General features: G+C 43.0%; 24 protein-coding genes and 1 pseudogene. 2 read left to right on the top strand and 23 right to left on the bottom strand.

Annotated features, from left to right (window positions below; all coding sequences use genetic code 11):
* Positions 1 to 85: 85 nt before the first annotated feature.
* The gene (locus ACOAOT_RS03830) at positions 86 to 469 is read left to right on the top strand and encodes an SRPBCC family protein (protein ID WP_420215768.1); all 384 of its coding nucleotides are present in this window, start codon (positions 86 to 88) and stop codon (positions 467 to 469) included.
* A gap of 38 nt (positions 470 to 507) precedes the next feature.
* Here ACOAOT_RS03830 and ACOAOT_RS03825 read toward each other — a convergent pair whose 3' ends face one another.
* From ACOAOT_RS03825 to ACOAOT_RS03795, 7 genes are all read right to left on the bottom strand, one after another.
* Positions 508 to 1,026: a CarD family transcriptional regulator gene (locus ACOAOT_RS03825; RefSeq protein WP_420215767.1), complete on the bottom strand. Its 519-nt coding sequence runs from the start codon at positions 1,024 to 1,026 to the stop codon at positions 508 to 510.
* 248 nt (positions 1,027 to 1,274) lie between these two features.
* Positions 1,275 to 1,925: a deoxyribose-phosphate aldolase gene (gene deoC / locus ACOAOT_RS03820; protein WP_420215766.1), complete on the bottom strand. Its 651-nt coding sequence runs from the start codon at positions 1,923 to 1,925 to the stop codon at positions 1,275 to 1,277.
* A 13-nt stretch (positions 1,926 to 1,938) separates the two neighbouring features.
* The gene (locus ACOAOT_RS03815) at positions 1,939 to 3,267 is read right to left on the bottom strand and encodes a pyrimidine-nucleoside phosphorylase (protein WP_420215765.1); all 1,329 of its coding nucleotides are present in this window, start codon (positions 3,265 to 3,267) and stop codon (positions 1,939 to 1,941) included.
* A gap of 25 nt (positions 3,268 to 3,292) precedes the next feature.
* The gene (locus ACOAOT_RS03810; protein ID WP_420216648.1) at positions 3,293 to 3,715 is read right to left on the bottom strand and encodes a cytidine deaminase; all 423 of its coding nucleotides are present in this window, start codon (positions 3,713 to 3,715) and stop codon (positions 3,293 to 3,295) included.
* A gap of 20 nt (positions 3,716 to 3,735) precedes the next feature.
* Positions 3,736 to 4,911 carry a phosphopentomutase gene (locus ACOAOT_RS03805; protein WP_420215764.1) on the bottom strand — a complete coding sequence of 392 codons (1,176 nt, stop codon included), beginning with the start codon at positions 4,909 to 4,911 and terminating at the stop codon, positions 3,736 to 3,738.
* A 54-nt stretch (positions 4,912 to 4,965) separates the two neighbouring features.
* Entirely contained in the window at positions 4,966 to 5,301 is a 336-nt protein-coding gene (locus ACOAOT_RS03800) for a cyclic-di-AMP receptor (protein WP_277406626.1), read from the bottom strand.
* 114 nt (positions 5,302 to 5,415) lie between these two features.
* A complete protein-coding gene (locus ACOAOT_RS03795) occupies positions 5,416 to 5,994 on the bottom strand; it encodes an NUDIX hydrolase (RefSeq protein WP_420215763.1) in 579 nt (192 codons plus the stop codon).
* 95 nt (positions 5,995 to 6,089) lie between these two features.
* Here ACOAOT_RS03795 and ACOAOT_RS03790 point away from each other — a divergent pair, with 95 nt between their 5' ends.
* Complete coding sequence (locus ACOAOT_RS03790) at positions 6,090 to 6,683, top strand: ferritin-like domain-containing protein (protein ID WP_420215762.1); 594 nt, start codon at positions 6,090 to 6,092, stop codon at positions 6,681 to 6,683.
* A 2-nt stretch (positions 6,684 to 6,685) separates the two neighbouring features.
* Here ACOAOT_RS03790 and ACOAOT_RS03785 read toward each other — a convergent pair whose 3' ends face one another.
* From ACOAOT_RS03785 to ACOAOT_RS03710, 16 genes and pseudogenes are all read right to left on the bottom strand, one after another.
* On the bottom strand, positions 6,686 to 8,614 hold the full coding sequence (locus ACOAOT_RS03785) for an endonuclease MutS2 (RefSeq protein WP_420215761.1): 1,929 nt from the start codon (positions 8,612 to 8,614) through the stop codon (positions 6,686 to 6,688).
* A gap of 294 nt (positions 8,615 to 8,908) precedes the next feature.
* Entirely contained in the window at positions 8,909 to 9,955 is a 1,047-nt protein-coding gene (locus tag ACOAOT_RS03780; RefSeq protein WP_420215760.1) for an NUDIX domain-containing protein, read from the bottom strand.
* A gap of 13 nt (positions 9,956 to 9,968) precedes the next feature.
* Positions 9,969 to 10,364 carry a ty transcription activator TEC1 gene (locus tag ACOAOT_RS03775; RefSeq protein ID WP_420215759.1) on the bottom strand — a complete coding sequence of 132 codons (396 nt, stop codon included), beginning with the start codon at positions 10,362 to 10,364 and terminating at the stop codon, positions 9,969 to 9,971.
* A 250-nt stretch (positions 10,365 to 10,614) separates the two neighbouring features.
* Positions 10,615 to 11,244: a GntR family transcriptional regulator gene (locus ACOAOT_RS03770; RefSeq protein ID WP_420215758.1), complete on the bottom strand. Its 630-nt coding sequence runs from the start codon at positions 11,242 to 11,244 to the stop codon at positions 10,615 to 10,617.
* Between the two features lie 49 nt (positions 11,245 to 11,293).
* A complete protein-coding gene (locus tag ACOAOT_RS03765) occupies positions 11,294 to 12,088 on the bottom strand; it encodes a carbohydrate ABC transporter permease (RefSeq protein WP_420216647.1) in 795 nt (264 codons plus the stop codon).
* A 57-nt stretch (positions 12,089 to 12,145) separates the two neighbouring features.
* Positions 12,146 to 13,015, bottom strand: a complete 870-nt coding sequence (locus ACOAOT_RS03760; RefSeq protein WP_420215757.1) for a carbohydrate ABC transporter permease — start codon at positions 13,013 to 13,015, stop codon at positions 12,146 to 12,148.
* A 48-nt stretch (positions 13,016 to 13,063) separates the two neighbouring features.
* Positions 13,064 to 14,473: an ABC transporter substrate-binding protein gene (locus ACOAOT_RS03755; RefSeq protein WP_420215756.1), complete on the bottom strand. Its 1,410-nt coding sequence runs from the start codon at positions 14,471 to 14,473 to the stop codon at positions 13,064 to 13,066.
* 29 nt (positions 14,474 to 14,502) lie between these two features.
* Positions 14,503 to 15,462, bottom strand: coding sequence for a uroporphyrinogen decarboxylase family protein (locus ACOAOT_RS03750; RefSeq protein ID WP_420215755.1), 960 nt, complete (start codon positions 15,460 to 15,462; stop codon positions 14,503 to 14,505).
* 228 nt (positions 15,463 to 15,690) lie between these two features.
* Positions 15,691 to 16,443, bottom strand: a complete 753-nt coding sequence (locus ACOAOT_RS03745) for a MerR family transcriptional regulator (RefSeq protein ID WP_420215754.1) — start codon at positions 16,441 to 16,443, stop codon at positions 15,691 to 15,693.
* Positions 16,444 to 16,518: 75 nt separating this feature from the next.
* On the bottom strand, positions 16,519 to 16,995 hold the full coding sequence (locus ACOAOT_RS03740; RefSeq protein ID WP_420215752.1) for an LURP-one-related/scramblase family protein: 477 nt from the start codon (positions 16,993 to 16,995) through the stop codon (positions 16,519 to 16,521).
* Between the two features lie 34 nt (positions 16,996 to 17,029).
* Positions 17,030 to 17,842: an aminoglycoside phosphotransferase family protein gene (locus tag ACOAOT_RS03735; protein WP_420215751.1), complete on the bottom strand. Its 813-nt coding sequence runs from the start codon at positions 17,840 to 17,842 to the stop codon at positions 17,030 to 17,032.
* Positions 17,826 to 18,449, bottom strand: a complete 624-nt coding sequence (gene nth, locus ACOAOT_RS03730; RefSeq protein WP_420215749.1) for an endonuclease III — start codon at positions 18,447 to 18,449, stop codon at positions 17,826 to 17,828. Before nth ends, ACOAOT_RS03735 begins: the two co-directional genes overlap by 17 nt.
* 33 nt (positions 18,450 to 18,482) lie before the next feature.
* Positions 18,483 to 19,718: pseudogene (locus ACOAOT_RS03725) on the bottom strand (endonuclease Q family protein); the annotation flags it as partial.
* A gap of 101 nt (positions 19,719 to 19,819) precedes the next feature.
* Positions 19,820 to 20,236 (bottom strand): YjdF family protein, encoded by a 417-nt coding sequence (locus ACOAOT_RS03720; protein WP_420215748.1) that lies wholly within the window; start codon positions 20,234 to 20,236, stop codon positions 19,820 to 19,822.
* Positions 20,237 to 20,439: 203 nt separating this feature from the next.
* Positions 20,440 to 21,168 (bottom strand): DUF554 domain-containing protein, encoded by a 729-nt coding sequence (locus ACOAOT_RS03715; RefSeq protein WP_420215747.1) that lies wholly within the window; start codon positions 21,166 to 21,168, stop codon positions 20,440 to 20,442.
* A 41-nt stretch (positions 21,169 to 21,209) separates the two neighbouring features.
* Entirely contained in the window at positions 21,210 to 22,688 is a 1,479-nt protein-coding gene (locus ACOAOT_RS03710; protein WP_420215746.1) for a UbiD family decarboxylase, read from the bottom strand.
* Between the last annotated feature and the right edge of the window lie 65 nt (positions 22,689 to 22,753).

The following is a 22,753-nucleotide window of genomic DNA, read 5'->3' as shown; positions in this document are numbered from 1 at the left end:
GCTTGTATCCATTTCATCTCTATGGTAAACTTTTTAAGAAGTGAATTTTTATAACAAGAAGGTGGAAAAGATAAAGAAGTCTACTATGATAGCAAATTTTTGTAATCCTATCGAAACCGTCTGGAACATTGTTACTGACAATACAGCGTATGCCTGGCGTAGTGATGTAGTAAGAATAGAAGTATCTGATGATGGCAATAACTTTACTGAATTTACGAAAGGTGGATTTGAAACTAAATTTACCATTACGTTGAAAAATCCATATGAACGCTATGAATTTGATATGAAAAACAAGAATATGAACGGACATTGGACTGGGATTTTTTCAAAAGACGGATCTGGCACAAAGATTGAATTTACAGAAGAAATTGAAGTCTCAAATCCCATTATGAATTTATTTGTAAAGTCATATCTTAAAAAACAACAAGAAACCTATGTTATAGATTTGAGAAAATCATTGGGCGAATAAAATGAAAACGTCCTCCCAGTCAAACGGGAGGACGCTCTTTAATTTGTTACATCTGTAAAGACACGGCTCATTACCATATCCTTTATTCCATCTTTATCCACTTCCAAAGCTGCTGCCAGCTCACCATATAAAAGATCCTCTGCCTTATTAAAATAGAAATCATCCTTTGCAGTGTTCTTTTTGCCTTCTGCAAGTCTCTTTCTTTTTTTCAAATACAGTGTCTTTACAATCTGCATCCAGCCGGCACATTCACATTTTAGCATGATGGCTTTAAAAATGCATTCCCGTTCTCTTTCATCCAACACCCAGATTGCTTCAATGCTGGGGATCTGATCGATGAGATCCATTGCTTCCTCCCTGGTAGCAGCGGCTCTGATAGCTGTTTTTCGGTTATCAACAGGTGTGTAAACGGCACTTTGGTGCTCCTCGTAAAGAGGCTTCAAGGTGTAATAGGTCCTCTCCTCATCTGCCTCATACATACGCAGATTCCCGATTTCCTTTACCTCACAGATCCCATGGCTGCCGAATACTACTAAATCATTTACCTGAAACATCATTCATTCCTCCTGTCAGAATACCAACACACTGTTACAATAAAAATTCAAACGCTATACTACTAGTGTAACACTTTTTCAAGTATTTTGTCAGTGTTTTTTGAATTTACCCCTATTTTTGTGAAATATAACCAAGGGTACCCCCTGCGTTATTTGTGCATTTCACTAATTTATCAGAAAATAAGCACCCAAAACTGTCTGTATTTTTTTACTGTCAGATAGTTTTGGGTGCTTCTCCTATTCACGATTCTCTATTTCTTCTGGGCTGCCAGCTTTACAGCTGCACTTGCTCCCACGCGATGACATCCTGCCTCAATAAAGGCTCTTAAATCTTCCAGCGTCCGGACACCACCGGCTGCTTTAATCTTTACATCTGGTCCGATGTGCTTTTTAAATAACTCAATATCTTCCAAAGTCGCTCCGCCAGTTCCAAATCCGGTGGAAGTCTTGATATAATCGGCTCCAGCTGCAGTCACAGCCTTGCACATGGCAATCTTTTCTTCCTCTGTTAAATAGCACGCTTCTATAATCACTTTTAAAACCTGATCGCCAGCGGCTTTCTTCAGTTCTGCTATCTCTTCTTCTACCTTCTTATAATCGCCATTCTTCACATCACTGATATTGACTACCATGTCAACCTCTACAGCTCCGTCTTCAATGGCCTTTTTCGTCTCCAAAACCTTGGATTCTGTTACGGAATATCCAAGAGGAAATCCGACTACGGTACAAATTGCAAGCGTAGGGAATTCCTTGTGTACCCGGCTGATATAGCAGGGGGGAATGCAGACAGTCGCTGTTTTATATTCCACCGCCTCCTTGCACAGTTCTTCAATATCTTCCCATGTGGCAAATGCTTTTAACTGGGTATGATCTACATAACTTAACATTTCTAAATCGGTCATTGTTTTATCCTTTCTATCCTATCAGGTTCTTCACGCCTTCTCTGGTGACTCTGGCATAAATCAGAGGCTCTTCCTCCGGTTTGCCATCGGCAATGGTGACTGCTTTTAAGAATTCCTCTTCTGCGGCATCAAATAATTCCTGCGTTGAGGTGTAGAGCACGGCAATGGTTTCACCTTCCTCCACTTCCTGACCCACCTTTTTCTTCAGAGCAATACCAGCTGTATAATCGATGAGACTTTCCTTGGTAACTCTTCCTGCTCCCAGCATGGATGAAGCAATTCCGCACTGCTCCGTGTTCATATGCACCAGATATCCCTTCTTCACAGCCTTAACTTCTCTTTCATAAGGCGCTTTTGCAAAGAGAGAGGGATCCAAGATCACAGATGGATCTCCGCCCTGTGCCTTTACCATGGCTGCCAGTCGGTTTAAGGCACTTCCGTCCGCTATGGCTTTCTCTGCCAAGGCAAAACATTCTTCTGCGGTTCCCTTACCAGCCAGCCAGAGCATTCCGGAAGCCAGATTTAAGCATACCTCCGTCAGATCCTTTGGTCCTCTGCCCTTTAAGGTTTCTACTGCTTCTATTACCTCCAGGCTGTTGCCGATTAAATTGCCCAGCGGAATATCCATATTGGTAATGAGAGCCATGGTCTTCTTTCCTGCATGTTCTCCGATTGCCACCATCTTCTCTGCCAGAGTGACAGAGTCCTGAAGCGTCTTCATAAATGCACCGCTTCCGGTTTTTACATCAAGAAGGATACAGTCACTTCCTGCTGCCAGCTTCTTGCTCATAATGGAGGCCGCAATCAGTGGAATGCTTTCCACGGTTGCAGTCACATCTCTGAGGGCGTACAGCTTTTTATCTCCAGGTGCCAGATTGCCAGACTGTCCGATGACAGACAAACCTGTGGTATTGACAACTTCGAAAAATTCTTCCTCCGTCAGTGTAGTTCTCATGCCCGGAATGGATTCCAGCTTATCCACAGTCCCGCCTGTATGGCCAAGTCCTCTGCCGGACATCTTTGCCACCTTAACGCCGCAGGCCGCTACAATGGGAGCCACCACCAGAGTGGTTTTATCACCAACACCACCAGTGGAGTGCTTATCCACCTTGATCCCCTGAATGGGAGTTAAATCCACCATATCGCCGGAATGAGCCACTGCATCCGTAAGGATTGCTGTTTCCGTATCGCTCATCCCTTTAAAATAAATTGCCATCAGCATGGCTGACATCTGATAGTCAGGGATCTCTCCGATTACATAGCCATCTATCATGGAACGGATCTCTTCCTCTGTCAGAGTTTCACCATTACGCTTTTTTGCAATTAAATCATACATCCTCATATTACTTAAAACCTCCCTCATTTTTTCAGTCGGAATTTAAATCCTTCTTTGTAAATCCCAGGGGAAGCAGTTCTTTTAATGTATAAATAACAGTCTCATCTTCTGCTGCCAGGATTATCTGGAATTCTTCCGGGTCACAAAATTCTGCCATTACCTGACGACAGACTCCGCAGGGAGCGCAGATGCCTCCCTTTTCCCCCTTTTTATTTCCTACAATGGCAATGGCATCAAATTCCGTCACGCCCTCAGATACTGCTTTAAAAAATGCCGTGCGCTCCGCACAGTTGGTGGGTGAAAAAGATGCATTCTCGATGTTGCACCCAAGATACACAGTTCCGTTCTTCGCAAGAAGTGCAGCACCTACCATAAAACCGGAATAAGGAACATAAGCCCTTTTCTGTGCACGATAAGCTTCCTCTTTCAGCAGCCTGACCGTCGTATCATTCAGCTTCAATCAAACACCTCCTGTTATTTTGCTACTTCACCTAAAAAGCTGGTTCCTGCAATCTCACCCTTTAATCCGAACAAATCCAGTACCGTCGCTGCGATATCAGCAAAGGTATCTCTTGTTCCAATGGAAACTCCGGCTTTAATTCCCTGTCCGTATATTAACATAGGGGTATATTCTCTGGAATGATCGGTGCTTGGAGTTCCAGGATCACAGCCATGATCCGCTGTAATAATTAAAACATCATCCGGTCTCATGGCTTCCATAAACTGGCCAAGCTGAACATCAAATTCAGTGGCTGCTCTTGCATAGCCCTTTACGTCGTTACGATGACCGTAAACCATATCAAAATCCACCAGATTGACAAAGCAAAGGCCATGGAAATCATCCTGCTGTGCTTTTAAGGTCTGAATCATACCATCGTTATTGTTAATGATGGATGTGGTTTTCTGAATGCTTTTTCCCGCAAAAATATCGTAAATTTTTCCCACTCCGATGGTATCAAGACCTGCTTCATTCAGACAGTCAAGCATGGTTTTTGCTGGCGGAAGAAGGGAAAAGTCATGGCGGTGGGGCGTTCTTTTATAATCAGGATATTCGCCGGCAAAAGGTCTGGCAATCACTCTGCCTACACCGTGTTTTCCTGTTAAAATTTCTCTGGCGATCCTGCAGTAACGGTACAGTTCTTCCAACGGCACCACTTCCTCATGGGCAGCGATCTGAAATACACTGTCTGCAGAAGTATAAACAATTAAATCTCCTGTCTCTACATGCTGTTTTCCAAAATCCCGGATTACATCTGTGCCGGAATAAGGTTTATTACAGAGAATTCCTCTTCCTGTCTGCTTCTTAAATTCATCTAAAATCTCATCAGGGAAGCCTTCCGGATAGGTTGGAAGAGGCTCCTCGGAAATAATTCCTGCAATCTCCCAGTGGCCAATGGTGGTATCCTTACCCTGGGACCGCTCGGTCATTCTTCCATAGGAGCCTGCTGGTTCTTTCTCTTTCTCACCGGCTGTTACACCGTCAATATTAAACATACCAAGTTTTTTTAAGTTCGGCGTATCAAACTCCTCTGCTTTTGCGATTGATCCAAGGGTGTTGCTTCCCTCATCGTGGAACTTAGCCGCATCGGGAGCTTCGCCGATTCCGAAACTGTCCAGTACAATGATAAATACTCGTTTGGTTTCTGACATATTCATTCCTCCTGTTACGAAAAGGGATTGCTGTGCAATCCCTTTGTCACTACATCAAATTTTCTCAAAACGCTCTACATCTGTAACAAATATGGTAGCCCCGCCTAGTTCGACTGTCATGGGCATCATCATATATCCCGCCGAAACGGACGCGATATTCGGTGCAGGAACGTTGCATGTAATTTTCTGGCGCTTTCCGCAGGTATCCTTGATCAGATTAATGACTTCTTCTACCTGTCCGTCATCAGTACCGATCATCAATGTTGAGTTGCCTTTTTTTAAGAAACCGCCTGTTGTGGCAAGTTTTGTGACACTGAACTGGTGCTCATTCAGAACGTCGGTCACCCGGTTTCCATCATCGGAACTGACGATTGCATAAACAATTTTCATATCTAACACCTCGCTGTCTTATTTGGCAAAACTTCATCCATTCAGATACCATTATTATAAATCATAATCTCCAAAATAGAAACAGCTAATCATAAAATAAATGCCAATTTTCTGTTAAATTTTCAGTTTTTCCATCTTTTCTATCAGCTTTTTGTAAATACGTTCTTTCATCCAGGGCTCATTTACCGCTTCCAGACAGTCATTTAATGAAAACCAGCCCACTTTACTGTTCTCGTCTTCTTTATTTCTGATCTCCTCCCTGTCATCACCTTTCAGTAAATAAGTCACGTTTAAATGCAGATGGGAAGGGACGTATAACCCCTTCTTTTCGTGACCATCTACGGTTAAAACTTCAAGAGAAAATATCTGGTCCATTACCGGTGTCACTGTTTTAATTCCTGTTTCTTCCCTGGCTTCTCTCATGGCAACAGACAAAAGGTCCTTTTCCCCGTCTGCGTGACCACCGGTCCACGCCCAGGAATGATAAATATTATGATATGCCATTAAAACACGGTCCATGGTCTGGTTTACCACCCAGCCGGAAGCAGAGATATGAGCTTCCTCATTTTCCCGGAAGAAAATACGATCTCCTTCAGATAAGCATTTAAGAATCAGCTTTTTGTCCGCTTCCTCCTGTTTATTTAAGGGCACAAATTCTTCCAGTTCTTTTTTTAACGTTCTTTCGTCCTTCATACAATCACTGCCTCTCTTTTTCCTTTGCTTATTTCAGTCATACTCCCTCTGTCTGATGATATATTTAAATAGAACTACTCTATGGGAGGTAAGAAATGGATCTTTCCGCACTTGTTTTTTCTGACAAATCCCCCTGGCCTGATGTTGAAATCGTAACTGCTAATGAACTTTATGCCACAGCCATGCTTTCCAACATCGGTGCCTGTAATTCGGAAATGTCCGCAATCAGCTTATACGTCTACAACAGCATGATTACGAAACGGTATTTTTACGATATTGCAGAATGTTTTCACAGAATCAGTGTAGTAGAAATGCACCATCTCAATATTTTCGGTGAGCTTTGTATTATGCTGGGAGCAGATCCACGGCTCTGGAGCTGGCAAAACGGCCGCATGAGATACTGGACTCCTGCCTGCAACCGTTATCCCACCAATATCAGCGCTCTTGTCGCCAATTCCTTAAACGGCGAACTGGAGGCAATCAGGAAATACCAGCAGCAGTGCCTGTGGATTAACGACTTCCGCATCAAAGCCATCTTAAACCGGATTATAGCAGATGAATTATGCCATGTACAGATTTTCCGCCTGATTCTCGCCGAACTAAACGATGATCCGTTTGAGCTGCCATACGAATACAGAGTCTGTGAAGAGGACCGCAAGAAACCCTGCGATCCCCCAAAACCATGCTGAAATCATAACTTAGGGAGGGTCTCATCCGCAGCTTTTCGGATCTCCAGACCTTCCTGATATCCCTTTTCCATCTTATGTCTTGCTTTCCTGTTTTCCACGGTATCAAACAGAATGGAAAAATCATAATCTTCCGGGTACAGCTGTTCTGCCGAAACCAAAAGTTTCAGCCGTTTATGGTTAATCCAGATTTTTTTATCCGGCATCTGAACCCGTACTACGCCTTTATCATTGACCGTGGTGCAGACAATCCCTATTTTCTTGTCTGGTAGAGTCATCACACTGTCTCCAAGAGTGAATTTTGTCTGCATTGCGATCTGATTCTCTGTTACTTTCTTTATTTTTTCAATTCTGGGACTACCCGGTCTTTTCTCTGCTTCTCCGTAATTTCCAGACTCTGATTCTGTCTCCGGTAACCCGTAGGCATACTGCTCAGCCCGTCTGATCATACGCTCCGGCATTCCCAGTCTGCCTGCAATATAAAGCGCACAGCTTTCTCCTGCTTCTCCGATTTCCAGTCTGTACAACGGTCTTAAGGATTCCCGGTCAAATGCCATGCGGGCATTGGTGATTCCCTCCGCTTCTTTTGCGTAGGTTTTTACTTCCGGATAATGAGTGGTGGCTAAAAACAGACAGCCGCATCTTCTTAATTCCTCCAGTATGGAGATGGCGATTCCCATACCTTCTGCAGGATCTGTTCCGGAACCCAGCTCATCCAGTATGACAAGGCTTTCCCGGTCTGCCTTACTAAGAATATCCAGTACATTTACAATGTGGGAGGAAAATGTGGATAAGTTTTCTGTAATATTCTGTCCGTCTCCGATGTCACAGAGCACCTGGTTAAACAGGCTGATCTGACCTTCTTTGCATGGGATATGAAGTCCGCACTGAGCCATGAGGGAGAACAGACCTACGGTCTTAATGGAGACAGTCTTGCCTCCTGTATTTGGTCCAGTTATGACAATTCCTCTTCCGTTTTTCCCAAGTTCAAAGTTTAAAGGAACTACCTGTTCCGGATTCATAAACGGGTGGCGCCCCTCAGTGATCTGTATGATACGCTCTGTGGAAATCTCCGGCTCCACTCCCTTCATATCTGCACTGAGCTTTCCCTTGGCAAAAAGAAAATCCAGTTTTTCCAGGACCTTCCTATTCTCTGTGAGGACCGGCAGCTGCTCTTCTACCTGAGCAGTAAGGGTATAAAGAATTCTCCTGGTTTCATTCTCCTCTTCGATTCTTAAACTCTCCAGCTCTCCATTTAACGCAGCGATGGCAGAGGGCTCTATAAATAGTGTGGAACCGGTGGAGGACTGGTCGATCACACTGCCTGGTACTGCCGGCTTATACTCCTTTTTCACTGGGAGACATACTTTGCCGTTTCTGATGGTGATATATGAATCTGAAAAGAACTTTTTATTGGTTCTCAGCATGGATTCCGCCTTGGTCCTCAGTTTCTCTTCCATTCGTACGATTTCCTGACGGACGTTTCTTAAATACTTGCTGGCTGAGTCATCCACCCGTTTGTTTCTGATGCTTTCAAACAGTTCCTTTGCCAGACTCTCCAGGGGATCTAAGTTTTCTTCATAATAGGCAAGGCTCAGCTCTAAATATTTGCATCGGTTCAAGAAATCCTTATACCGTTTTACGCCTGTAAGCATAGTTCCCACTGATTCCAGATCCTCTGGCATCAGAATGCCCTCCTGCATCACTGATTGAAAAATAGCTGTCATACCGTTCATGGCTACTGCGGGAGGCTGACCCATTCGGTCCAGGATCATTCTTGCCTGTGTGGTATCCCGGAGATTTTTCCTTACTTCTGCTTCTTTTAACTCAGGAGTTAAATTCCTGATCCGCTCTTTTGCGCCTTCTGTAAGTGCCAGTTCTTCCAGTTTCTCTATAATCCGGTTAAATTCTAATATTTGAAATGTGTGATTCATGTTATTCTCCTGTCTTATCTTTTTTAAATGATAAAAGATTCATGGAGCGATCAGTCAGACCAGTTCTGATACACAAAAAAGACCTGCAAGACTACAAATCCCAGTCTTACAGGTCTAAAATCCTGTCAGTCAGTTTTGTATCTTCATGGGCTAAACAGGTACACAAAACAAAGGAATGCAAAGACTGCCTTCCTGTCCGGGTTTCCTGTTCACATTATGATTCTGATTTACGCTCCATGATTTGACACAATTAACATAAACACACTTCCTACTTTCTTTAATGCTTCTACTATATCATAAATGCTGTTGTCCGGTCAATCCCTTTTTATGGTACCAGCGGGCAAGCATATGAAGTTCCTTTTCATTTAAACAGTTGACTAAAGTTCCATCTTTCATCCGGTTCAGACATTCCTCATAATCCATCCAGAGTACTGATTCCACCTCTTCCTTCTGAAGTACAAGCTGACGTTCATCCACCGTTTTTTCATAAACATAGACATGACTGATTTCATGATTACGAAACGGCCGTCCGTAAAATACAGCGTCTTCCTGTTCCTCATGAAGCCCTACATAGGTGAGTTCTTCTGGAGCAGCATCAATTCCAAGTTCTTCTGACAGTTCCCTGACAGCCGATAAAAGAAAATCATCACCTGCCGGAATATGTCCTGCAGAAGATATATCATAACAGCCAGGATAGGCATCCTTACCTGCACTGCGTTTTTGTAAAAGTAAGTCAAATCCGCTTTTCTCATTGGGTCTTACTACCCATACGTGGGAAGTTCCATGAAGCATACCGTCACGGTGCATCATAAAGCGTGCACGTACTTTACCGGTAGTGCAGCCATTCAAATCCCGTTCTTCTAAAAGCTCTAACGGTGACCCGTTTAATACAGCAGCCTCTAAACGATCTTTGCAATACTGCAGTTTCAGTGAAAAAAATGGAATCTCATCCTTTAGCAGTTCAAAAAAGATCCGGTCTCCCTCCCATATGGGAAGGCTGTCAATTTTTTCTACCGACACCCATTCAAGAACTCCCTCCTGACAATCGGTAAGTGAACCTTCATAACTGTCAGCTGTATATAAAAACATATATTCATCAGGATACTGATCTGACACAAAAGTGATAAACCCTCTGAGTCGATAAGACAGTAGCGTCAGGCCGGTTTCTTCCTTTACTTCTCTTAAAAGACAATCCTCCGGGCTTTCCCCTTCTTCCAGATGGCCTCCGACTCCCAGCCATTTATCCTGATTGATATCATTTTTCTTCTTAATGCGGTGAAGCATGAGATATTGGTCTTCTTTTTCAATGTAGCAAAGGGTAGTTAAGCTATGACGCTCCATGTGGGTTTTCTCCTTACTTCTTCTCTGTTAAAACTGCATTCTCATTGATGGAAGCGGCCGTCTCCGGTATCTCTTCTATGGAGTTGCGTACCTCCACCTGCACCACACAGTTGGTTTTCTTTCCATCGTAAATTACCGGGACCCGGTATGTACCTGCTTTATTCCAGTCGCACTGGCTGACATCAAAGGTGAAGCCGGAAAGTTCGTAGTTATCCTTATTAAAATACCGTTCTGCCTGCAAATCCGGCGCTGTTCCAAGAACGGTTTTAGCGTAATATGTAGTCATGGTATTGTCATCGAAGATCGGCTCTGCTCTACCCTTTAAGGTCTGGAACAATAAGACAAGAACCAGTACTAAAACGATAGTCCCGAACAATGTTAAGTGTAAGTGAAATTTCCTTTGCTTCATCTAGGCCTCCATACTCATATCTATTTTTTACCTGCGACAGCCTTCAGGAAACCTTTGCTTCATGAAAAAAGCTGCGTTTAAGGCAGCGCAGTCCTATATTATCTTACCATATAATTTCCATCCTGACATCTATTGAATTATTACAATTTCATAAATTTATCGTAAAGAAGTTATTTTCGTGTCACTGTGTTGTGGTAAAGCAAAAAACTCCCCGTCGGTAGTGATAACCGGTGAGGAGTCATAATTCAAATCAAAGTATTTTATTTTTCATTAATTCGATATCATATACAAGAATTTCCTTCGCACGCTCAAAATCCCCGTCTTCAATGGCTTTTACAAGCTTAAAATGATCGTAATCGCTATCCTCTTTGTTCTCCCATACTTTTATAAAATACTGATTGGCAATCAGGGTACATAAGCGTAAGGAATCATTTAATGACTTCTGTAAATACCGGTTCCCACAAAATCCGCAAAGAGCTTTGTGAAATTTCTGATTCTGATCCCAGTGAGCTCTAATATCCTGGCATTCAATAATTTTAGCTGCTTCTTCATTGAGTTCACGGAGTTCATTTAACTGTGCCTCCGATATCTTATCAAAACACCGTTCCAGTGCTCCCACCTCGATTATCTTCCGAAATTCTATGGTTTCAACAATTTCACCTGGGGTGATTAAAGACAGCTGATATCCAAACCGGGGGATATTATTAAGCACACCTTCACCGCACAGCTGAACCAGTGCTTCTCTGACAGGTGTCTTGCTTACCTGATATTTATCTATTAAATTCTTCTCGTTAATAATCTCGTTGGCCTGGTACACACCGTCCAGAATATCCTTTAATATTCCCTCATATACCTGGGTTTTTATCGACTGTCCCTGCATTTTGTTCTATTTCCTTTCCCTTCGCTTCAAAATACAAATGCTTACCCGCTCACCCCTTTACAGCACCAGCCATTGCACCAGCCTTTTGTAAAGTCTGCAGTAATAAATATAGCACAACAATTGGTATAATTACAAGTGTCGTTCCGGAAAGAATAACAGGCCAGGGAGTAGAAAGGCCTTCACTGACCGGAAGCAGCGAAATGGTTACCATGAGAGTATATTTAACCTGCTTTCTTAAATAAAGGACCGGCCAGAAAAAATCATTCCACCTTGCAATTAAAGTAACTGCCGCCCAGGAGGCCAGAGCAGGCTTGATAACCGGAAGAATAATCTTAATAAAGATCATAAAATCCTTACACCCATCTATTTTCGCAGCTTCCACCAATTCATCGGGTACGTCACAGATATACTGGTGCATATAAAAAATACCCACTGCAGTTGCAATCCGGGGAATTACCAGAGACCACAGACTGTTGATTAAATTCAGTTTTTTCATAATTACAAACAATGGAACTGCCCCTGTCTCAGGCGGCACAAGCATTGTTGCTATCACAAAATAAAACAGAAAATCCCTGCCTGGAAACTTGTATTTTGCAAAAGCAAAACCAGCTAGCGAACAAAAGAAAAGGGAGGTTACCGTACCCATAATTGTGGTGAAGATACTGTTAAAAGCATTTTGTAAAACAGGTATGGTTTCAAACAGGCGTCTGTAATTTTCAAACGTAGGGTCAGATACCCATATGGAATGTATTCCGCTCATTGTTTCGGAGGACGGTTTGAGTGAAATCAGGCACATCCACAATATAGGCATGATGCATAAGAATGATATGATAATCAGTATCATATGGATGAGAAATGATACTGTTGTTTGTTTTCTTCTATATACCATGTTTTTATTCTCCTATATTTTTTCCTGTTTTCTTCGGGCTATGAGCTGCACCACAGAGATAGCCGCCAGGATCAGAATGAGAATTACACCGATTGCAGACGCGTATCCCATATTAAAGATATTGAATCCTGACTCATACATATATTGGAACAGTGAAGTATTTGATGTTCCCGGTCCTGGCAGGATATAGGATTCATTAAAGAGTTTCCAGCTGTCAACTGTCAGGGTAATGGAACAGAAAAACAAAATGTTTCCCAAAGATGGCAGTGTAATGCAGCAAAACTGCTTCCACATATTAGCACCATCAACGGTTGCCGCTTCATAATAGTCTCTTGGAATATTTAAAAGACCAGAAAATATGATCATGGTAAACCATGGAGTATTTCTCCACACATTTAAAATAATAACTGGAATCTTTGAAAACATTGTGCTGGTAAGCCAGGGAACCTTTCCTATTCCCATGGCTTTCAGCACTTCGTTAATCAAACCGGCATTCTCGTCAAAGAGCATCCGGAAAATCAAACCCATGGCTATGGCCGCACAGATATTGGGCAGAAATGTGACCGTCTTAAAAAAGGTACTTCCTTTTAAATGCCCGTAATTTAACAGACTTGCGATGGCTACAGCCAGAAACATGATAATAATCAAACCGGAAATCCAGTACACCACAGTATTTTCAAGGGCTGCCCAGAACATATTATCAATGAAGAGCTTTTTATAATTTTCTAACCCGCAAAACTCCGGTGCACCGATTCCTTTCCAGTTGGTAAGGCTGATGTAGAATGTCCAGACTGTGGGGATCAGCTGGAACATCAAAAATAAAAGAAAAAACGGCAGGATAAACAGGTATGGAATTTTATTTTTCCTTATGATCTGCAGCATACTGATTCTCCTTCACTTTCTGGGGAGAGAGAAACTCCCCCCATTCATTTACTTCATTATCTTTGCCTGTCCGATTTTAGCCTTTAGGTTTTTATCCATATTCGCAATTGCCTGTTCCATCGTCTGGTTGCCTGCAACATAGGTTTCTAATTCTGCTGATATGATCTCATCTGCTTCTGCATCCTGTGGTGTAATAACTAAATTGGCAGCACCATTTTCAAGACACTTTCCTTCCATTTCCCTGAAAGACTGTCCTCCGTAGTAGTCAGACGGTGCTTTCCAGAAATCATCCTGAAGCAGTTTTAAACTAATGGGATTGGCATAAGGTGCATTCTGTTTTTCCATGGATTTTACCCAGGTATTTCTGGACTCTGCATCGAACTGGAAATCATGCCACAGCTGTTCCAGCAGGCCGGCATATACATTGTCACCTTTGTTAACAATACAAAAATAAGAAGATACAGGTGCGCCCGCTTTTCCCACTGATTCAAATTCCGGAGATGCCATTACTCTCCATTTTCCAGAAGTGGCTTGGCAGTTCTTTCTTAAGAATTCATCCCAGAAAGCACCGATGTAAAAGGTTGCCACCTGTCCATTATTGATGGCATCATATAATGCAGGCTCCATAATTTCTGATTTTAGCAGAAGTCCCTGCTGATACATGGTGTCCAACGTTCCAAGTGCAAGCTTGGTTCCCTCATCCTGGCCGATCACAACATTTCCTGATTCATCCCAGATTTTAGCGTTTGCCTGGGGCATTAAGCCTCTTCTTCCCCAGTATCTCCATGTTTTGCTTCCGGGGCTGATATAGGACAAGTAAACAGTACCGTTGCTTTTTTCCTTTAGGAGTTTGCCAGCTTCCATGTAACCGTCGAAGGTGCTCATCATGGCAGGATCAATTCCGTACTTATCAAAAATTTCCTTATTGTAGAACAACACATTCGGTCTCACTGACTCGGGCAATCCGTAAGTATGTCCATTTACCGTTGCATCATTGGCAGCACCGTCAACCAGATCTTTTAGATAAGGCTGCAAAAAATCTGTTTCATCCTTCAGTAATCCGCCCTGTGATAATTCCATGATGTTAACGGGGTCTAAATAAGTCGCATCTGGCAGATCATCCACCGCTCCTGATAAAGCAGTCATAGTGATCTTCTCACGGCTCTTGGCATGCCCTTCAGTCTGAACGATGCTGATTTTTACATCCGGCGCAATGTCTTTGTGCCGTTCCAGCCATGCATCAAAATATTCCTGAAGATATTGGGGCTGTCCGGTTCCGTAAATGGTGATTGTACCCGACGGATATACCGTTTCCTTGGAAGCAGCTTCTGTTCCTGCCTCCGTCTTCTTGGTTTCCTGTGCCTTCTCTTCTTTTGGAGCATTGCTTCCGCCACAGCCTGCAAGTATTGACAGAACCATGGTACCTGTTAATAGTGCTGCAATCATTTTCTTTCGCATAACAAACCCTCCCAAATTGTTAGTTTTTTCTACACTTCTCTGGCTGCAACTGTAATTGCTTTGATTCTTTCATAAGGTATCTCAGTTGGTAATGTACAGTCTGCCCCCAGTATAAATGCCGTCTTTCCATATTCCCTTATTACATTCTTTGCTTCTGCCTTCAGCTCTTCTATGGTACCCTCAACCATAACTCCACTTCTGTTTTTCAATCCCCCCATTACAGTTGTACCCGGAAATAACTCTCTTCCCTGCTCCAGACTGAAATCAGTTTCATAAACTCCCCAGTTTACTACATCTGCCAGTTCGTTGTAGGATGCATAACGGATCATGTTTAAATGATCCTTACACATATGAAGAAAATTAATACCTCCTGCCTCCTTTGAAGCCTTGAGAATCTGCTTGTCAAATGGTTGGATAAACTCTGCAAATTCTTCATCTGTAAAATAATGTCGTTCTCCTCCTAATGCTGCATAATAAATACCATCTAATCCCAAATCATGATACTTAACTGCCAACTGGCATAATACATCTGTAATTCTTTTAAAAGCTTGTACCACCGGCGCAGGATTTTCTCTTAAATGGGTACAAATTAATTCTCTCGTCTTCTCATATCCATATCGGCTTTCGTTGGGGTGAATCGCAGAGGCACAGATTCCATGAAGCGTGCCCAGTGAAAAAGCTTCCCCATCCGCCTTCTCCATTATTCTTTTTACCAGTTCTATCTGTTTTAGCATAAATGTATCATTCATGGAAAAAACCGGAATCTGATTCCAGTCATCTGGTGTTTTAATTACACCTGCGTCAGGAATGAGGTTTTCATTCATAATTTTAATGATGTCAGTATCTGTTTCTGTAAAGTACTTCAGATGAGATGAAATCCCTCTTTCTCCATGTTCTTCTCCTGCCGGAAAATGCAGAGAAAAGCCGGTAGGTACATGATCCACCTCATTTCCCTGAATTGCCGCAACTACACGTTCTCTTTTTTTCATCTAGATTTCCCTAGCCTTTCTTCTGTTCATATTACTGATAATACCAGTAATGCTACCAGTTGTCAATAGATGCTCTTATTTATCTATATTTTCGGTATTAACCACAATATCCTCTTGTGTTTTTGTTTATATTGCACAATATTTTCACTATTTTTTTTTAAGTATAAGGGTAAAAAAAACACCGCTTTCCCTTTTTTTAATACAGGAAAAGCGGTGTTTCATCTCTTGTTATTTAATTGTTTTTCTGCTTTCAGCATAATATGCCATAGCTTCACTTAAAAATACTGATAACCCTTGTGCATACTGATCTATATTCTGAGTAAAGCGTGAATCTGATATATAAAGCTGTCCCAGCCCTGCAAAGGCTTCCAAAGAATAGGTAACACCAAAATTTTCATTGAAAAACCGGAACATATTGTTTATTGCAGCTTGAACCGCTTCTGATTCAGGTGGTTTTCTGCAAAGCTTTGCCAGCTCACGAAACATCTGATCCATATTTTCAAATACCTGATTTTGTTCCTCTTCCGTCAGGGATCCCAGCTTTTCATTGCTTTTGTCCACAGCTTCATTTCCCCAAAGGCGTCTGGCCTCTTCTTCATAGGGGTTATTTTGTTTCCCCAGACCGTAAAATTTTTCCGACTGCGTCATTGTCTTATCTCCCTTCCATGTTTTAATCGTCCGATCAAGAGTTTTCAGCATGATATTGATACGCTCCCGTTCCTGCAGCAGGCAGTCCCTTTGCAGTACAAAAGCTTTTTCCCTGTCAAAACCGGGATTCGCAAGAAAAACCTTGATTTCAGCAAGAGAAAATCCACATTCCCTGAAAAATAAAATCTGCTGCAGCTGATCTAAATTTTCATCGGAATAATTCCTGTAACCGTTATCCGGATCACGGTTTGGGCACAGCAAACCAATCTTATCATAGTGCTGCAGCGTTCGCACACTGACTCCGGTTATACCGGCTGCTTCCCTGGTATTCATAACAGATTCCTCCTGACAATTATTATCATAGAGTATGACGCAGCGTAGTAGTCAATTCTTTTTTATAATATTTTTTCAACTATTATTCTGACTGCATTTAACAGCATCAATGGCAAGTACCACCATCAATGATAACAAAGCATTCCGTTCTTCCTCTACATCAATAATATACGTATCCGTAAAGCGGAGCAGCTGTTTTTCTATCTGCGCTACAACACGACCCTCTCCTGAATATATGGAATAATCCCATTCAAAAAAATCGCCTTTTACTTCCCAGCCATTGCAGTCGATGTGAAAGGACGGTCTGAAAAAAGTAAACTCCTTTGTTATTGTGCCTACTGTCTCACCGTTTATAATAATATAAAACCGGGGAAGAAACGTAAATATCTGCTCTTTTAAAGTAGCCAGATGACTCCCGTTTCTATCATAGATTTCCAGCTTGTGCCCCCAGGCAGGTTTTCCGCTGACTGTGAAAACGCAGCCGCCTTCTTCATTATAAATATCATAACTGTCAAACCAGGAAAAAAAGCGTTGTTTAAACATTAACCTCATTGTCTATTCTCCTTTTATACTTTCTCAATCCCTACTATATCCAATCAGCCATATTCTCTTTTATAAACGCTATCTCACGGATATAAAACTGCTGATGTCCTGATTCTTTCATTTTAATAAACGGCTCACTTCCTTTTTTGCATTCCTCATCAAAAAGCAATACAAGATCCTGTAGCCGTTGAATCAGAGTCTGCAAAACCTCTAAGGTATTCTTCATGCCATAGCTGTCAAGAAATTCATGAAGCAGAAGTTTCCTCTCCAGACGGTCTGTTGATTTGCTGTAACTGCGATATTGTCTTATATTTATATCATATACTTCTTCACTAAGAGACACAAAACGGTAAGCTGCATAAGCAACATCCCAGATCCTTGGAGCGGGGCATGCGGTATCAAAATCAATTAACCCTACGGGCTTTAAATCTTGAAATGTAACATTATACGGTGCAAAATCGTTATGGCAGATCACTTCTTTCTGTAATTCGCCTTTATATTCTAAAAACCAGATATCATCCGGATTCTGTATAAAATCAACAGTTCCATTGTGGAATTTTCTAAGCATTTCCGCTGCCAGCCGAACCGTTGTAATTTTCTTACTGATCTCGTTTTGTATGGGATAATCATCAATTGTTTCACCCTCTACAAAGCTTAACATCTCCATATTATTCTTATTCATTCCAAGAAAGCGAGGTGTAAACCCGATGCCCTTTTCTTCCAGATGCAATAACAGTCTGTGAACGGATTTACTTTGTGGCTTTAAGTCTCTGTAAACCACCTTGCCATCACTGAATACTTCTGAAACATTTCCCTTTTTCAAAGCGATCTTTTCATGATTAAATTCTTCTCTCACACCAATCCCCCAAAATACATTCTTCGCACTTGGCCTTTCTGGCTGTGCAGGCCTCTCTTCCATGATAAATCAGCTGAAAGTTAATCCGGTTCCAGTGTTCCTCAGGTAATACCTTTTGAAGTTCCTGTTCCACAATTACCGGATTTTTCCCCTCTGCCCAGCCTAGCCGCCTGGATATCCGGAAAACATGGGTATCTACCGTAACTCCCGGAATTTCATACGCATCGGCAAGAAACAAAGTGGCTGTTTTCCGCCCCACTCCCGCCAGTTTTAACAGTTCCTCTATTTCTGATGGAACCTCACCATCATATTCATTTACAATCTGAGCACAGCATTTTTTTAAATTCTTCGCTTTATTCTTATAAAGACCGATGGAACGGATGGAAGCCTCTATCTCCTCCAGAGGCGAATCTGCCAGCTGGGCAGCAGTCTGAAACCGCCTGCAAAAGTCAGGCAGTACCTCTTCTACCTGCTTATCTGTACTCTGTGCACTAAGCATAATCCCTGCAAGCAGCTGCCAGGGCTGATCATGATAAAAACCTTCTTTTGTAACTCCGTATACGTCATCCAGCTTTTTAAGAATTGCGCCAATGTTATCTTCTGTCATCAGTTATAGTCCTTTCCTCTTTTTTCCAGGGGAAATTTCATCAGGATCAAACAGCTTTATGATTCCGTATTCCCCGTCATAACCTGGTATTCGTTCCACTTTTCCTTCCCGCAGCCGGCTCACCCCTTCTGCGATCATGGGATCTGATCTCTTTTTGATGTCTTCCAGGGGAACCTCTCTTAATATATCAAATTCTGATCCCAGCCCACGCAGCAGTTCAAAGTACTGATTTTGAACCTTTTTACTGGCTGCAGAATAGCCAAGGCAGGCAGCGATCACCTCCGGCAGCGGAACCAGGCTCTCAAACGGCTTTCCCTGGGGTAACACAAAGCCCTCACCCCGGTCAGACAGCTGCTTAATCCGGTTAGATACTCCCATGGTCAGTTTCCCGCCACACACCGGACACCTGCCGGAATGCGCTTCTGCTTCGGAAGGTGAAAAGCAGATCCCGCATTTTCTGTGACCGTCGTGGTGGTATTTTCCTTCTTCGGGGAAGAATTCTATGGTTCCCATTAATCCACTGCCACTGGTTAAAGCATGAGAAATTCCGTCAAAGGACAGTTCGATGTCCAAAAGGCTGGCTTCTCTGCCAAGCTTTGCAGGAGAATGGGCATCGGAGTTGGAGATCAGCTGAAAACGGTCCAGCGCCGATATACTCCAGATCATGGAGGGATCGGAAGAAAGTCCGGTTTCCAATGTATGGATATGAGGAGTCAGATCTTCAAAACACTCTTCTATGGTATCAAAGCCGGAACATGCCCCGAACAGGGAGAAATGAGGGGTCCAGATATGTGCGGGGATATAAACCGCTCTGGGATCTGCTTCCAGCATCATTTCCAGAAGATCGTGGCAGTCAAGACCTAAGATGGGTCTGCCGTCCGAACGGATATTGCCCACAGCCTCAAGTTTACTGGAGAGCTGCTCTGCCGCATGAAGTCCTGGCAGAAGAAGAAGGCTGTGTACCTTTCTCGTCTTTCCGTTCTTTTTATAAATGGAACTGATTTCTCCGGAAATAACAAAGCGGGGAATCAGGGAACCGAAGGTGTTTTCTCCCTCCAGACGATACTCTTCCTTTAACACATAAAGCCCTTCCTCTGCCGGAATCAGTTTCTCTTTTAACTCATCTCTCCATGCCGGATGAGTAAAATCACCGGTGCCAAGAATCCCGATTCCTTTTCGTCTCGCCCAGAGATCCAGCTGCTCCGGTGTACAGTCCTTACTGGTTGCCATGGAATACCTGGAGTGGATATGTAAATCTGCTATGTACATTCTTTCACCTGCTTTTGTCAGTATAGAATCGATTATACCCTGCTTCCCAGCCCCATGCAAGAAGCAATCTCTTCCTGATTTTTTCCATAGAGAAAGGGGCATTATCTGCCCCTGTGCTTCTCCTTTTTCTTTTGCTGTTTCTGTTCAAACTTTTGCTGTGCTTTTGCCTCCCTTACTTCCCGGGATAAAAGCTTCCGCTCCAGTTTTCCTTCTTCCTGCTGCAATTTCAGCGCCTGCTGGGATTTTGTACTGATTCCTGTGTTTTGGATCTGCCTGCGGACTTCCCGCAAAATCCGTTTTGGATTCTTACTACTTACTTTTACAGCAGCTTCAACAGCCGGACTAAACCTCAGCCTGTAGTAATTCTTAAGAAGGAACTCATTTACCTCATAATCCCTGGGCTCTGGGCCGAATGTAACTTTGCTTACAAACAGTTTTCCATCCACTTCCCGCTCCAGAATACCTACCCAAAAGGGCTCCTCAAAAAATACTGAAAATTCAACCGAAACCTTGTCCATAACAATTCCTCCTATTCTTGTTTACACAAAGAACGGACGACCAGGAGGAGGGCTACTTAGAAACGGAGGTAAACCGTTTCCGTCCGGACTACCAACCGGATCTCCATGACAGATGCCATGGGCTGTGTTTTTATCTTTGCTTTTTTAATTATATCATTTCTGTGAAGATAACATCAAGTATTATCCGTTTCTTCTCCCAGGACTTATAACAGACTCAAAATTACATGAGACCAGAAATAGGAAAACGGCATGACAAGTACCATGGCAGGCAGCATATTTGCTATGGGAAATGATTTGATCCCTGAAATTCGAAGGCCGGTAGCCAGCATTAAAATGCCGCCGCATGCGGTAAAATCGTTTAGCATTTCCTTTGTTGTCATCGGCATGATGAAAGAAGCGCTGAGAAACAAAGTCAAAAGTACAATAAACTGTGGAACACATACGGTGCACGTAATAAATCCAAGGCTTGCTGCAAAAATTCCTGCTGTAAAAAAGTCAAGAATGGACTTGGAGAACAGAATCGTATGATCCCCAGTCATTCCCGCCTGCAACGCACCAAATATACCGGTTCCGCTTGCGCAAAACAGGACGACGATGCTGACAAGTCTCTGCATAAACTCCTCCTGGCTTAACCCGGTCCCTTTTCCGGAAAACATTTTTGAAATAGGAGCCTGCACCTTCTGGGCTGCAGCTGTAATGCCCCATTCCAGATGAATCAGTTCACCAATTGCAGTTCCAATGATTACCGCAAACACAACGGCAGGAAGATAAGTCAGTTTTACGATTGAAGCGATTCCCATGGACATGGAAGCGACTCCGAAGATCAACGTGAGGTTATCACGAAGATGACCAGGTATTTTATTTCCTAATAAAGCTCCGGCAGCGCCGCCTGTCAGCACTGCCAGACTGTTAACAATTACTCCGATTGGCATATGTATCCCTCTTATGTATTTAGTAAAAATCCAGTAACTAACTAGTTAATATCCGGTACCCAGCGGGACGGATCTACATCCATAAACTTCGCTCGTTTGAAACGGCTCTTCTGGTCAAATGGAACGGTACAGTCAAAAATGGTTTTGCAGGCAATTCCATGATCTCTGATGGAAGGTGAGATTGAGGGATCGTTGGAGGGATCCAGTGGATGACAGCGTACTCCAGGAATACATACAATGCCGGAATCTCCCTGCATACGGGTATTCATCGCCCAGATAACATCATTGATATCAAAGGGATCCACATCCTCATCAACAAGAAAAACATGCTTTAATTCACTGAATGCTGAGAACGCAAGCAGTGCCGCCTGTCGTTGTCTTCCTTCATCACTGGGAATCTTTTTACAAAACTGAAGAACAGCCATATATTTACCGCCGCCGCTTGACGCACAGTATACATTTAACAGCTTACCAGGCATGGCCTTTTCCACCATCTGAAGAATGCTGGCTTCTGTTGGTATTCCGGCCATGCTTACATGCTCCTCGCTAGGTCCGATACAGGTCTGCATGATAGGATTGATTCTGTGAGTGACTGCCTTTACCTTAATAACAGGAAGTTCCGGGTTGGCAGGACCTGTATAACCAGGAAATTCCGGCATGGCTTTTCCTGTGTTGGTATTCTGATCCTCTCTTACCCGTACTCCGGGGAGCAGTTCACCTTCTATTACATATTCTGCATTGGCAATGCATTTTTCATCTATGGTAATACAGGGTGTCAGTTCCACCGGCTCCTTGCGGATCGCTCCGGCAATCTCCAGCTCATTAAATCCCAGTGGTGTTGTAGGCGGTTCAAAACAGGAAGCGATTTCAATGGCAGGGTCCACACCGATGCTGATGGAAATGGGAAGGGGTTTGCCTGCTGCCTCTGCCTTCTCACGGAAAACGTTTAAATGTCTGGCACCCGGTACGAAGTACATGGAAATCTCGTCCTTACTCTGAATGCACAGGCGGTGAATGGTAACATCAGAAATCTTTGTTTCCGGATCTGAAGCGTAGCACATTCCCAATGTAATATAAGGTCCTGCGTCTTCTTCTGTGTTGGTTGGAGCTGGAACCAATTTACGTAAATCGAAATCAGGGTCGGTGGCATAATGAACCACTTCCTGGCATTTTGCCTCTTTCTGATCAATAACCACTGGTTTTATGGGATGATTTACCGCATCGTTCAACATATGACCCAGGCGCTCCGGCGCTTCATGAAACAGATATCCCACTCGTTTTCTGCTTGCCAGTAAACCAATTGCCACTCTTGCTCCTTCATGACCTGTTACCTGATTAAATACCATAGCGGGGCCTTCTTTCGTGGGTCGCATAACTGTGCCTCCGGCACCCACATGGCGGTAAACGCCGGAAAGTTGGGCATGAGGATGAACTTCAACATCTGTTTCAATGAGCTGCCCCGGAATTGATGCTAAAAGTTCTAAGGCTGAACGTAAATCATTTACTTTTATTTCTGACATAATAAATCCCCCTTCTTTTTGATAATAGCCTGTTAAATTAACTATGCACTATATTGTGGCTATAC

Source organism: Lacrimispora struthionigena (genome assembly GCF_048627165.1).
Lineage (GTDB): Bacteria > Bacillota > Clostridia > Lachnospirales > Lachnospiraceae > Lacrimispora.
This window is presented reverse-complemented; position numbering and strand designations above follow the sequence as displayed.